This is a genomic window from Mycobacterium sp. SMC-19 (genome assembly GCF_045310815.1).
GTDB lineage: Bacteria > Actinomycetota > Actinomycetes > Mycobacteriales > Mycobacteriaceae > Mycobacterium.
On record NZ_JBJIAM010000001.1, the window covers coordinates 51,870 to 64,320 of the forward strand.

The window sequence follows — 12,451 nt, forward strand, 5'->3', positions numbered from 1 at the left end:
GTGGCGTGCGGGTGGTGGTGTTCAGCGGTGCAGGGATCTCGGCGGAGAGCGGGATACCTACCTTCCGCGACGACGAGAAGGGGCTCTGGTCGCAGTACGACCCCTACGAGGTGTCCAGCATCGACGGCTGGAATCGGCAGCCGGAACTGGTCTGGGGCTGGTATGTGTGGCGCTGCCAGCTGGCACGCCGCTATGAGCCGAACCTGGGCCATACCGCGATTGCGGACTGGGAACAGCACGCCGACGTCCAGGTCATCACCCAGAACGTCGACAATCTGCACGAGCGCGGCGGCAGTTCCGCGGTTCACCATCTGCACGGCCGGATGTTCACGTTCCGCTGCTCGGACTGCGAGCAACCGCACGACACGCAGCTGCCGGAGCTGGCGGAGCCCGTACTCGAAATCATGCCCCCGCAGTGCGAGTGCGGCGGCTTGATCCGCCCGGACGTGGTGTGGTTCGGCGAACAGCTACCCGACGAGCCGTGGAACGCAGCGGTCGATGCCATCGATGCCGCCGACGCGGTGATCGTGGTCGGCACGTCCGGGGTGGTCTATCCGGCGGCCAGCCTGCCCGAACGGGCGCTGGAGCTGGGCAAGACCGTCATCCAGGTGAATCCGGAACCGACACCGCTGTCGGAGCGGGCCACGGTTTTTCTGCAAACCACTGCGTCGGCGGCGCTGCCGGGAATGGCACAGCGGTTGCCGTTCCTGCTGGGCTGACTCGGTATCAGGCCGGGCGGTTGGCCGAGCCCAGCGCGAATTCCGACACCGGCACCGGGGCCCATGCCGGGAATTGGTGCCCGCGCCGCGATTTGCCGACGACGAAGCCTGCGGCGGTGATCATCTGCTCGGTCTCGCGGTGGGTGTGGCAGTTGCCGAACAGTCGAGGCCAGAAGGTGGCGTCGGCCAGCCGTTGCAGTCCGCCGCGTACCCCGGCGCTGGCGACATGCTCGAAGTAGCGCAGCTCGCCGCCGGGCTTCAGCAATGCGAACAGCTGGCGCAGCACGTCCTCCGGTTGGTCGACGGAACACAAGACCAGGGAGCACACGATCGCGTCGAAGGGCTCCCCGGCGTCCAGGGCCTCCACGGTGCTCGCCACCACGGTGATCGGCACCGGAGCCGCCGCCGCGACAGATACGGCGGTATCCCGCAGCCGTGACTCGGGCTCGGCGGCCACCACCTCGGTCACGGTGCCCGGGTAGAAGCCGAAGTTGCTGCCGGTGCCGGCCCCGATCTCCAGCACGCGCCCGGACAGACCCTCCAGGTTCTCTCGGCGACGGTCCCGCAACCAGTCGGTTTCGCGGCTGGACATGAAGGTCCAGATCCGGGCGAACAGCGGGTTGTCCAGGGTGTCCGGTGCGCTCATGGCAGCCACCCTAGCTGGGCGGAGCGGGTCACCGGCACGTCCCCGAGCACAGGCCCCGCAAAGGCTACCGGTCAGTAGTATTGCCACCATTTCCCGAAACGTGACTCAATGATTCCTTAATAGTGACCAATAAGCTCAGGGTCATGTGGATCGACGACTCAAGTGCCGACGTCATCAAGGTTGACTTCGAGGCCCTCTACCACGGCGATTTCCTCGTCGAGGGCGACACCTCGGAGCAGTTCGACGGCTTGCATTCGCTGGCCAGCTGATTGTGATCGGCGCCGCGACAGCGGCGCCTTTCAATGTCGCGTGATGACGCGACGGCGGCCGCCCCCATCCGGGTAGGACGCCATCTGTGAGCCAATCCATTTTTCTAGCATTCAGGTTGAGCCCCGGGGCCGCCCTAGCCGAGCCCCGTGTGTGGCCGCCAGTCAGCACTCTCGCTGGGTCCTTCAACGCCAAACGCCGAACGTGTAACCAGACTGGAAAATCCGCGGATTCTCCGGTCTGATCGCACGTTCGGCGCTGGTAAGCGTCAGGCCGACGACCTAAAACACCGCCGTCAGGCGACGTTCTCCTCGTCCTCGTCCTCGACCATGTTGCCCAGGCGGCCCAGGATGATCTCCTCGGCCTCGGACACCATCCGCGACACCAGTTCGTCGCAGGTCGGGATGTCGTTGATCAGCCCCATCGCGGTGCCCACGGTCCAGATCCCGGCGTCGACGTCGCCTTCGTCGAACACGCGGCGGCCGCGCACACCGGCCACCAGCTCTTGGACGTCGGGGAACTGACCGCCGTTCTTGAGGATCTCCACGACCTCGCGAGACACCGCGTTGCTGGCCACCCGAGCGGTATTGTGCAGCGAGCGGAAGATCAGCTCGGTGCCGCGCTCGTCGCCGGCGACGATGGCTTCCTTGACGTTCTGGTGGATGCAGGACTCCACGGTGCACATGAACCGCGAGCCCATGTTGACGCCGTCGGCGCCCAGGGCCAGCGCCGCGACCAGGCCGCGGGCGTCGGCGAAACCGCCGGAGGCGATCATCGGGATCTCGATCTGCGCCGCGGCAGCCGGGATCAGCACCAGGCCCGGGATATCGTCCTCACCCGGGTGACCGGCACACTCGAACCCGTCGATGCTGATGCCGTCCACGCCCAGGCTCTGCGCCTTGACGGCGTGCCGCACCGAGGTGCACTTGTGCAGCACCTTGATTCCGTTGTCGTGAAACATCGGCAGGTGCGGCGCCGGGTTGGATCCGGCGGTCTCGACGATCTTGATGCCGGCGTCGACGATCACCTGGCGGTACTCGTCGTAGGGCGGCGGGTTGATCGCCGGCAGGATGGTCAGGTTCACCCCGAACGGCTTGTCAGTGAGATCCCGGGTCTTGGCAATCTCATTGGCCAGGTCGGCCGGCGTCGGCTGGGTGAGCGCGGTGAGGAAACCCAGCGCCCCGGCGTTGGCGACCGCAGCCACCAGCTCCGCACGACCCACCCACTGCATGCCGCCTTGGGCGATGGGGTGCTCGACCCCGAATGTCTCGGTGAACTTCGTTGTAATAGCCATCGTCTCTCCTACCTGGGGGCCATCCGGATCGCACCGTCGAGGCGGATGACCTCGCCGTTGAGCATCGGGTTGTTGATGATGTGCTCGGCCAGCGCGCCGTACTCGTCGGGGTCACCGAGCCGCGACGGGTGCGGCACCTGCGCACCCAGCGACTTCTGCGCCTCCTCGGGCAGCGAGCCCAGCAGCGGCGTCTTGAACAGGCCCGGCGCGATGGTGCAGACCCGGATCAGGTCACGGGACAGATCCCGGGCGATCGGCAGCGTCATACCGACCACGCCGCCCTTGGACGCCGAGTAGGCGGCCTGCCCGATCTGGCCCTCGAACGCCGCCACCGAGGCGGTGTTGATGATCACGCCACGCTCGCCGTTGATCGGCTCGGTCTTGGCGATCCGCTCGGCCGAGAGCCGCAGCACGTTGAACGTGCCGATCAGGTTGACCTGGATGATCTTGGTGAAGGCATCCAATGGGAACGCGCCGTCCTTGCTCAGCGTCTTGATCGCGTTGCCGATACCGGCGCAGTTGACGTTGATCCGCACGGGGCCAAGAGATTCCGCGACATCCAGGGCCGCGCCGACCGCCTCGGGGTCGGCCACGTTGGCCTCCACGAAGCGGGCCCGGTCACCGAGCTCGGAGACCACGTCCTCGCCCTTGAGGTCGATCACCACGACCTGGCCACCGGCGTCCAGCAGGCGTTTTGCCGTCGCCAATCCCAACCCGGAGGCACCGCCGGTGACAACGGCTACCGCGTCCTTGATCTGCACTCTCTTGGCCCCTCTCAATCCCAACCGTCTGGTTGGTCGGGACTATACCCAGTCGCTCAGGATGGACTCGTTGTCGGCTCCCAGAACGGCGGGCGGGGTCGGGACGTCGGGAACGCTGCGGGAGAACCGCGGCGCCGGCATCGGCTGCAGATAGCCGTTGACGTCGTAGAAGGTGTCACGCTCGGTGATGTGCGAGTCGGCCTGCACCTCGTTGAAGGCCAACACCGGCGCCACGCAGGCATCGGAGGTGGCGAACACCTTGGCCCAGTGGTCCCGGTCGTGGGCGGCGAACGCCGCGGTCAGCTTCTCCCGCAGCACCGGCCAACCGCTGACATCGTTCTGCGCCGGCAACTCGGCGGGGTCCAGCTCCAGCTTCGCCAGCAGTTCGGCGTAGAACTGCGGCTCGATCGAGCCGACCGACACGTACTTCCCGTCGGCACATTCGTAGGTGTCGTAGTACGGCGCACCGGTGTCGAGCATGTTGACGCCACGCTCGTCGCTCCAGAGCCCCTGCGAGCGGAAGCTCCACATCATCGCCGAGAGCACACTGGCCCCGTCGACCATCGCCGCATCGATCACCTGCCCCTTGCCGGAACGCTGCAGCTCCCACAGCGCGGCCAGGATGCCGACCAGCAGGAACATCGACCCACCGCCGAAGTCACCGGTCAGGTTCAGCGGCGGTACGGGGCGCTCGCCCTTGCGCCCGACGGAGTGCAACAGCCCGTTCAGCGAGATGTAGTTGATGTCGTGGCCGGCCTGCTGAGCACGCGGGCCGGTCTGCCCCCAGCCGGTCATCCGGCCGTAGATCAGCCGCTCGTTGACCTTGGCGCAGTCCTCCGGGCCCAGGCCGAGTCGCTCGGTGACGCCCGGCCGGAAACCCTCGATCAGCACATCGGCCTTGGCGACCAGTTGCAGCACCAGGTCGCGGCCCTCCGGCGACTTCAGGTCAGCGGTCACCGAGCGGCGGTTGCGCAGCATGGTGTCCTTGCTGGCCCCGCCACCGAATTTCGGCGGCCGCTCCACGCGGACCACATCAGCACCCAGGTCGCCGAGGATCATCGCCGCGTGCGGTCCCGGCCCGATCCCGGCCAGTTCGATGACCCGCAGCCCCGCCAGTGGTCCCGCCATATCTGCCTCCTCGTCGTGTGCCTGTGTGATCTGCATCTTAGGGTGAGGGCCATGACTGCAATCGACTCCGGCATCGACACCCTGGCCCCGGTGGCGGGCGTGTCCGTCACCCTGACCGACGGGGTGCTCTCGGTGACCATCGACCGCCCCGACAGCCTCAACTCGGTGACCACCGGTGTGCTGGCCGGTATCGCCGACGCCATGGAAGCCGCCGCCCGCGACCCGCGGGTCCGTGCGGTCCGGTTCGGCGGCGCGGGGCGCGGCTTCTGCTCCGGTGCCGGGATCAGTGCCGACGACGCGGCCGAAGGAGTGCCGACCGAGATCATCGTCGAGGCCAATCGCGCGATCCGGGCGATCGTCGCGTTGCCGCGGCCGGTGGTGGCCGTTGTGCAGGGTCCGGCGGCCGGTATCGGCGTGTCCCTGGCACTGGCCTGCGACCTGATCGTGGCCTCGGACAAGGCCTTTTTCCTGTTGGCGTTCACCAAGATTGGACTGATGCCCGACGGCGGTGCGTCCGCGTTGGTTGCTGCGGCCGTGGGCCGGACCCGCGCCATGCGGCTGGCACTGCTGGCCGAACGACTGACTGCCGCCGACGCCCTGGAATGGGGACTGATCAGCGCGGTGTACCCGGCCGAGGAGTTCGACGCCGAGGTGGACAAGCTCCTGGCCGGTTTGCTGGCCGGGCCCGCCGCGGCGTTCGCCAAGACCAAACACGCCATCAACACCGCGACCTTGACCGAGCTGGATGCGACCCTGGACCGCGAATACGTCGGGCAGTCAATCCTGTTGAACGCCCACGACTTCCGCGAAGGCGCCCGCGCGTTTCAGGAGCGGCGCTCCCCCAATTTCACCGACTCCTAAGCGGCGACGAGCGTGCGCAGAATGCCACGCTCAAGGGCGTGTCGCCGTGCAAACACGCACGCTCGCGCAAAGTTTGGAGCCGCTACATCCCGAAGATCGGGGGCAGCGCCAGCACCATCACCAGCCCCCACACCAAGTGGGTCAGCACCGGGGCCAGCACTCCACCGGTAGCGCGCCGTTCGAGAGCGCAGACGGTACCGAGCACCAGCGCGGCGACCCCCACCATGAGGTTGCCGGCGGCCATCATCGCCGCGACGTAGAGCAGGGTGGAGAACACCAGCGGGGAGCGGCGGCCGAACGCACTGAACAGTGCACCACGGAAGAACAACTCCTCGGCGATCGCGTTGACGAGGGCGATCAGCACCACCAGCCGCCAGGAGACTTCGGTGGTGTAGGCCAAGATCGCGACCACCTGATCGGCCAACGGCGGAATGTCCTGTACCGCAAGCCCGCCCAGCAGGAACACCCCGCCGAGCACCAGGCCGACGCCGGTGCCGGTGAACACCGGCCGCTCGTTACGTCCGCGGAACCGCAACACACCCAGGTGCAGCGGTCCGGCCGCCACCGCCCCCACCGTCCACACCACGGCCAAGACCAGCGACAGCCAGTAGAACGCCGCATCGCCTGGAAGCTTGCTGTGCATGGCGGCCAGTACCGCGGCGCCGATCACCACGACCACTCCGACGACGGCACGCCGCCGCTGCACCACGGCCCGTGGCTCGTGATAGGGCAGGGCGACCCTGGTCATGATGTCGGTGATCTCACGCAGCAGGCCGGGGCGGGTTGGACTGATCTGGGTCATAGGAGGACGTCCCCTCAGCGGCGGGTTGAGCAACGTCCCTAAAACGTAGCGGCCGAACGGCGGCCGGTGGCCCAAATGCGTTAGTTCGCTCGATGGACTTCGATCAGTCGCCGGTACGCCGCGGCGTTGTACCGATTGTTGCGGACCTCGGCCTCGCTCAGGTCTCGTCGTACCCGGCCCGGCACCCCCGACACCAGCGATCGGGGCGGCACCACCATCCCCTGCGGGATGACGGCACCCGCCGCGACCAGCGAGCCCTCCCCCACGACGGCACCATTGAGGACGATCGCTCCCATGCCGATCAGGCAGTCGTCCTCAATGGTGCAACCGTGCAGCACCGCGTTGTGCCCGACGCTGACGTGTGCCCCCACTCGACAGGGGAACTCCTTGTCGACGTGGACGGTCACGCCGTCCTGGATGTTGGTGTCGATGCCGATCTCGATCGGCTCGACCTCGGCGCGCAGCGTCGCCGAGTACCAGACGCTGGCCCGAGCGGCCAGGCTGACCTGGCCGATCAGGCTGGCGTTGGGTGCCACCCAGGCCTCCGGGTGTAGCTGCGGGGCGCGCCCGCGGATGGAGATCAGAAGCGGCTCCGGCACGCCGCTCAACGCGCCTTCCACACCGGTGCGCGCTTCTCGGCGAACGCCCGGGGTCCCTCCTTGGCGTCCTCGGACCGCAGCAGGGCGGAGAACTCCCGGCCGGTGCGAGCCCACCCGTCCACTTCGCCGGGGATGGCCCCGTCGTCGACGCCGTAGGCGATCCGCTTGCTGGCGCGCACCGACAGCGGCGCGTTACCGGTGATCCGTTCGGCCAGCTCCAGGGCTGCCTCCAGCGCGCCGCCGTCTTCGACCACTCGGTTGACCAGTCCCCAGCGGGCCGCGTCGGCCGCCGAGATGGGCTCCCCGGTGTAGAGCAACTCCAGGGCAACCTTGCGGGGCAGCTGATCGATGATGCGGAACACCCCGCCGGCACCGGCGATCAGGCCGCGCTTGACCTCGGGCAGGCCGAATTGGGCACGCTGCTCGGCGATCACCAGGTCGCTGGCCAGCGCGATCTCGGTGCCGCCGCCCAGCGCTGTGCCGTTGACCGCTGCGATGACGGGCTTGTCGATGAAGTGCTGCACGAAGCCGGCGAAACCCCACTCCGGGTGCTCGGGGTGGTAGATGTTCTCCCGGTTGGCGATCGCCTTGAGGTCGGCTCCGGCACTGAACGACTTGTCGCCGGCGCCGGTGAGCACTACCGCGCGGACCTCGTCGTCGTCTTGAGCCTGCGCCAAGGCGTCGCCGATGCCGGCACTGACGGCCCCATTGATCGCGTTGCGCGCGTCGGGCCGGTTGATCGTGATCAGCAGGACATTTCCGCGCCGTTCTACCAGAACGGCCGCGTCACTCACAGCAGCTCCAGGATGGTGGCGTTGGCCTGGCCGCCGCCTTCGCACATGGTCTGCAGTCCGTAGCGAATTCCGTTGGCGCGCATGTGGTAAAGCATGGTGGTCATGATCCGGGCGCCGGAACCACCGAGCGGGTGACCCAGCGCGATCGCCCCGCCGTTGGGGTTGAGCCGCTTCGGGTCGGCACCGATTTCGGCGAGCCAGGCCATGGGAACCGGGGCGAAAGCCTCGTTGACCTCGAACACCCCGATGTCGTCGACACTCAGGCCCGAGCGCTGCAGCGCCTTCTGGGTTGCCGGGATCGGACCGGACAGCATCATCACCGGGTCAGATCCGGCCAGCGTCGCGGTGTGCACCCGCGCCAGCGGGGTCAGGCCCAGTTCGCGGGCCTTGGCCGCCGACATGAACAGCAGCGCTGCCGAGCCGTCGGAGATCTGGCTGGAGTTGCCGGCGTGAATCACGCCGTCCTCCTTGAACGCGGGCTTGAGCTGGGCCATCTTCTCCAGCGTGGTGCCGCGGCGGATGCCCTCGTCTTCGCTGACCACGTTGCCCTCGGAGTCCGTGATCGAGACGATCTCGTCCTTGAAGGCGCCGGCATCCTGTGCGTTGCCGGCCTTTTCGTGCGAGGCCAGTGCGAACTCGTCGAGCGCGGTACGGCTCAGTCCCCACTGGGTGGCCATCATCTCCGCACCGATGCCCTGGTTGGGGGTCTGGCTGTAGCGCGCCTTGAAGGAATCCCCGTACGGCCGGCCGCCGTTGGCCAGCGAGGAACCCATCGGCGTACGCGACATCGACTCCACACCACCGGCGACCACGACGTCGTAGTGTCCGGCGACCACACCGGCGGCGGCGAAGTGCACCGACTGCTGGCTGGATCCACACTGGCGGTCCACCGTCACCGCGGGCACGCTCTCCGGCCATCCCGCACTCAGCACCGCCGTGCGGCCGATGTCCAGGGCCTGCTCACCGGCCTGCATGACACAACCCCAGATCACGTCGTCGACCAGGGCCGGGTCCACGCCGGCCCGGTTGACCAGCCCGTTGAGCACCTGGGCGGACAGCTCGGCCGGGTGTACCCCGGACAGTCCGCCGTTGCGCTTGCCGACAGGCGCGCGCACCGCTTCGACGATGACGGCTTCAGCCATTGGGTGCTCCTTAGTTCGTTCGGGGTCTTGTTGCCTCGATTGTCGACTGGCGCGCTCGGCCGGCGTCAGCGGGGGTCACTCCACGCTCCCGCGTACCGTCGAATCCATGGCACGCATCGTGATCATCGGCGGCCACGGCAAGATTGCCCTGCTGCTCGCCCCCGTCCTCGCCCATAGCGGCCACCAGGTCAGTTCGGTGTTCCGCAATCCCGACCACGCCGAGGAGGTCGCGGTCACCGGTGCGGTCCCGGTGGTGGCCGACATCGAGCAACTCGATACGGGTGGCCTGGCTCGGCTGGTGGCCGGCCACGACGCGGTGGTGTTCTCCGCCGGAGCCGGCGGCGGCAACCCGGCACGCACCTACGCCGTCGATCGCGATGCCGCCATCCGCAGCGTCGACGCCGCCGAGCAGGCCGGTGTGCGGCGCTTCGTAATGGTGTCCTACTTCGGTGCAGGTCCTGATCACAGTGTTCCCGCCGACGATCCGTTCTTTCCGTACGCGCAGGCCAAAGCCGCCGCCGACGCCCACCTGCGTGCCACCGATCTGGACTGGACGGTGCTGGGCCCGAGCCGGCTCACCCTTGAGCCGGCGACCGGCCGGATTGCCGTCGGCCCCGAGACCGGCAAGGGGCAGGTCTCCCGCGGCAACGTCGCAGAGATGATCGCGGCCTGCCTGGCCGACAACTCGACCATCGGCCGCACCATCGAATTCAACGACGGTCCGACCCCGATCCCGGAGGCGCTTCGAGCCGATTGACCAGGTAATCTTCATTACGCAACTGGTTTGCCGTAGCTGCCGTAAGGCGGTGTCGGCATCGAGCGCAATGCGGTTTTCCGCGGAGCGCAAGAGGGAACCCGGTGAGAATCCGGGACTGTCCCGCAGCGGTATGCAGGAACGACCGCCGTCACAAAGCACTGGTCACGGGTTCGCCCACCGACTGGGAAGCGACGGCCATTAGGAGCACCTCGGTGCGCGCCTGCGAGTCCGAATACCTGCCCGTTGTGCTGGGCGCGCCGCGCCCGGCGGATCAACGCCTCGCGGAATGGGCGTCTGGTTTTGAGGGTTATAGTGCTTTATATATAGGCACGGGACCGGATCAGCTGGGCGACTGCTGGCGTTGACCCACCCTCGTCAATTGAAGGATCAAATCGTGATCGCTCAACCCTTTACCGCCACCGTTCTCGGCTCACCTCGTATCGGGCCGCGCCGCGAACTCAAGCGCGCCACCGAAAGCTACTGGGCCGGCCGGATCGGCCAGGACGAACTGAAGACGGTGGCCGCCGGCCTGCGCCGCGACACCTGGGCCCAGCTGGCCGCCGCCGGGCTGGACTCGGTGCCGGTGAACACGTTCTCCTACTACGACCAGATGCTCGACACCGCGGTGCTGCTGGGCGCACTCCCCGCGCGGGTGGCCGGCGTCGCCGACGAGCTGGACCGCTACTTCGCCGCAGCCCGGGGCAACAAGGACATCGCCCCGCTGGAGATGACGAAGTGGTTCGACACCAACTACCACTACATCGTTCCCGAGATCGGCCCGGACACGAAGTTCGCGCTGAACCCGGCCAAGGTGCTCTCCGAGCTCGCCGAGGCCCAGGAGCAGGGCTTCGGCGGAAACGTGGCTCGTCCGGTGATCATCGGGCCGGTCACCTTCCTGCTGCTGAGCAAGGCCGTCGACGGTGCGGACGCACCGATCGCCCGCCTCGATGAGCTGACCGACATCTACGCCGAGCTGCTGGGCAAGCTGGCCGACGCCGGCGCGCAGTGGGTGCAGATCGACGAGCCGGTGCTGGTGACCGACATCTCCGCCGACGCCCCCGCGCTGGCCGAGCAGGTCTACAACCGTCTCGGCGGGCTGAGCAAGCGGCCGTCGATCTTCGTGGCCACCTACTTCGGTGACCCGGGCGCGGGGCTGCCCGCCCTGGCCCGTACTCCGGTCGAGGCGATCGGCGTCGACCTGGTCTATGGCGCGGACACCAAGATCGCGTCGGTGCCGGAGCTGGCTTCCAAGACGCTGGTTGCGGGTGTGGTCGACGGCCGCAACATCTGGCGCACCGACCTGCAGGCGGCGCTGGCCAAGCTGGCGTCGCTGCTGGGGCCGGCGGCGGCGGTGGCAGTTTCGACGTCGTGCTCGACGTTGCACGTGCCCTACTCGCTGGAGCCCGAGACCGGCCTGGACGACGCGCTGCGCAGCTGGCTGGCGTTCGGTGCCGAGAAGGTGACCGAGGTGGCCGCCCTGGCTCGCGCCCTGCGCGAGGGCCGGGACGCGGTCGCCGCGGAGATCGCCGCGTCCAACGCCGCGGTCGCCTCCCGCAAGTCCGACCCGCGACTGAACAACGCGGCGCTGCGCTCCCAGATCGCCAAGATCAAGGAAGCGGGCATCCAGCGCGGTTCGGCCGAGGAGCGTCGCGCCGCTCAGGACGAGCGTCTGCACCTGCCGCCGCTGCCCACCACCACGATCGGCTCCTTCCCGCAGACCGTGGAGATCCGCAAGGCCCGTGCCGCGCTGGTGGCCGGAGAGATCGACGACGCGGAGTACACCAACCGGATGAAGGCCGAGGTCGCCGCGGTCATCAAGCTGCAGGAAGAACTCGGCCTCGATGTGCTGGTGCACGGCGAGCCGGAGCGCAACGACATGGTGCAGTACTTCGCCGAGCAGCTGGACGGCTTCTTCGCCACCAGCAACGGCTGGGTGCAGTCCTACGGCAGCCGCTGCGTGCGCCCGCCGGTGCTGTTCGGCGACGTCACGCGGCCCAAGCCGATGACGGTGGACTGGGCCACTTACGCCCAGTCGCTGACCGACAAGCCGGTCAAGGGCATGCTCACCGGTCCGGTCACCATCCTGGCCTGGTCGTTCGTCCGTGACGACCAGCCGCTGGCTGACACCGCCTACCAGGTGGCGCTGGCGATCCGCGAGGAGACGGTGGATCTGGAATCCGCCGGCATCGCGGTGATTCAGGTCGACGAGCCCGCCCTGCGTGAGCTGTTGCCGGTGCGCGACGCCGACAAGGCGGCCTACCTGGACTGGGCGGTCGGATCGTTCCGGATGTCCACCTCGGGTGTCTCGAACGCGACGCAGATCCACACCCACCTGTGCTACTCGGAGTTCGGTGAGGTGATCGGTGCGATCGCCGATCTGGATGCCGACGTCACGTCGATCGAGGCGGCCCGCTCGCACATGGAGGTGCTCGACGACCTCAACGCGATCGGCTTCTCCAACGGGGTGGGCCCGGGTGTCTACGACATCCACTCGCCGCGGGTGCCGTCCACTGACGAGATGGCCGCTTCGCTCCGCGAGGCACTGGATGCCGTTCCGGCGCAACGTCTCTGGGTCAACCCGGACTGCGGCCTGAAGACCCGCAAAACCGACGAGGTGACGGCTTCGCTGGCCAACCTCGTCGCGGCGGCTAAGGAAGCCCGCACCGGCCTGTGACCGTCTG

The 12,451-nt window shown here is 68.0% G+C and carries 13 protein-coding genes and 1 riboswitch; of the genes, 5 read left to right on the forward strand and 8 right to left on the reverse strand.

Features of this window, described 5'->3' with window-relative positions; all coding sequences use genetic code 11:
* Nucleotides 1-5 precede the first annotated feature (5 nt).
* A complete protein-coding gene (locus tag ACJH5R_RS00260; RefSeq protein WP_406781058.1) occupies nt 6-719 on the forward strand; it encodes an SIR2 family NAD-dependent protein deacylase in 714 nt (237 codons plus the stop codon).
* A 7-nt stretch (nt 720-726) separates the two neighbouring features.
* On the opposite strand, the gene ACJH5R_RS00265 is transcribed toward ACJH5R_RS00260, so the two are convergent.
* Entirely contained in the window at nt 727-1,365 is a 639-nt protein-coding gene (locus ACJH5R_RS00265; protein WP_406781059.1) for a class I SAM-dependent methyltransferase, read from the reverse strand.
* Between the two features lie 143 nt (nt 1,366-1,508).
* Between ACJH5R_RS00265 and ACJH5R_RS00270 the strand changes: the two genes are divergently transcribed.
* A complete protein-coding gene (locus ACJH5R_RS00270) occupies nt 1,509-1,634 on the forward strand; it encodes a hypothetical protein (RefSeq protein ID WP_096867583.1) in 126 nt (41 codons plus the stop codon).
* Nucleotides 1,635-1,927: 293 nt separating this feature from the next.
* On the opposite strand, the gene ACJH5R_RS00275 is transcribed toward ACJH5R_RS00270, so the two are convergent.
* The 3 genes from ACJH5R_RS00275 to ACJH5R_RS00285 are packed head-to-tail and all read right to left on the reverse strand — an operon-like array spanning nt 1,928 to nt 4,815.
* Entirely contained in the window at nt 1,928-2,926 is a 999-nt protein-coding gene (locus tag ACJH5R_RS00275) for a nitronate monooxygenase family protein (RefSeq protein WP_406758772.1), read from the reverse strand.
* An 8-nt stretch (nt 2,927-2,934) separates the two neighbouring features.
* The gene (locus ACJH5R_RS00280; RefSeq protein WP_406758771.1) at nt 2,935-3,687 is read right to left on the reverse strand and encodes a 3-hydroxyacyl-CoA dehydrogenase; all 753 of its coding nucleotides are present in this window, start codon (nt 3,685-3,687) and stop codon (nt 2,935-2,937) included.
* 42 nt (nt 3,688-3,729) lie between these two features.
* On the reverse strand, nt 3,730-4,815 hold the full coding sequence (locus tag ACJH5R_RS00285; protein ID WP_406758770.1) for a CaiB/BaiF CoA transferase family protein: 1,086 nt from the start codon (nt 4,813-4,815) through the stop codon (nt 3,730-3,732).
* Between the two features lie 51 nt (nt 4,816-4,866).
* On the opposite strand from ACJH5R_RS00285, the gene ACJH5R_RS00290 reads away from it, so the two are divergent.
* Complete coding sequence (locus ACJH5R_RS00290) at nt 4,867-5,676, forward strand: enoyl-CoA hydratase (RefSeq protein WP_406781060.1); 810 nt, start codon at nt 4,867-4,869, stop codon at nt 5,674-5,676.
* Nucleotides 5,677-5,758: 82 nt separating this feature from the next.
* Here ACJH5R_RS00290 and ACJH5R_RS00295 read toward each other — a convergent pair whose 3' ends face one another.
* From ACJH5R_RS00295 to ACJH5R_RS00310, 4 genes are all read right to left on the reverse strand, one after another.
* Nucleotides 5,759-6,478 carry a lysostaphin resistance A-like protein gene (locus ACJH5R_RS00295; protein WP_406781061.1) on the reverse strand — a complete coding sequence of 240 codons (720 nt, stop codon included), beginning with the start codon at nt 6,476-6,478 and terminating at the stop codon, nt 5,759-5,761.
* Between the two features lie 80 nt (nt 6,479-6,558).
* Nucleotides 6,559-7,077 (reverse strand): gamma carbonic anhydrase family protein, encoded by a 519-nt coding sequence (locus ACJH5R_RS00300; protein ID WP_047317638.1) that lies wholly within the window; start codon nt 7,075-7,077, stop codon nt 6,559-6,561.
* Between the two features lie 5 nt (nt 7,078-7,082).
* Nucleotides 7,083-7,871 (reverse strand): crotonase/enoyl-CoA hydratase family protein, encoded by a 789-nt coding sequence (locus ACJH5R_RS00305; protein ID WP_406781062.1) that lies wholly within the window; start codon nt 7,869-7,871, stop codon nt 7,083-7,085.
* Nucleotides 7,868-9,013 (reverse strand): thiolase family protein, encoded by a 1,146-nt coding sequence (locus ACJH5R_RS00310; RefSeq protein ID WP_406758766.1) that lies wholly within the window; start codon nt 9,011-9,013, stop codon nt 7,868-7,870. The genes ACJH5R_RS00305 and ACJH5R_RS00310 overlap by 4 nt, the downstream gene beginning before the upstream one ends.
* A gap of 106 nt (nt 9,014-9,119) precedes the next feature.
* On the opposite strand from ACJH5R_RS00310, the gene ACJH5R_RS00315 reads away from it, so the two are divergent.
* On the forward strand, nt 9,120-9,770 hold the full coding sequence (locus ACJH5R_RS00315) for an SDR family oxidoreductase (RefSeq protein WP_406781063.1): 651 nt from the start codon (nt 9,120-9,122) through the stop codon (nt 9,768-9,770).
* 54 nt (nt 9,771-9,824) lie between these two features.
* Nucleotides 9,825-10,029, forward strand: a riboswitch (cobalamin riboswitch).
* 120 nt (nt 10,030-10,149) lie between these two features.
* Nucleotides 10,150-12,444: a 5-methyltetrahydropteroyltriglutamate--homocysteine S-methyltransferase gene (metE, locus tag ACJH5R_RS00320; protein ID WP_406781064.1), complete on the forward strand. Its 2,295-nt coding sequence runs from the start codon at nt 10,150-10,152 to the stop codon at nt 12,442-12,444.
* Nucleotides 12,445-12,451 lie beyond the last annotated feature (7 nt).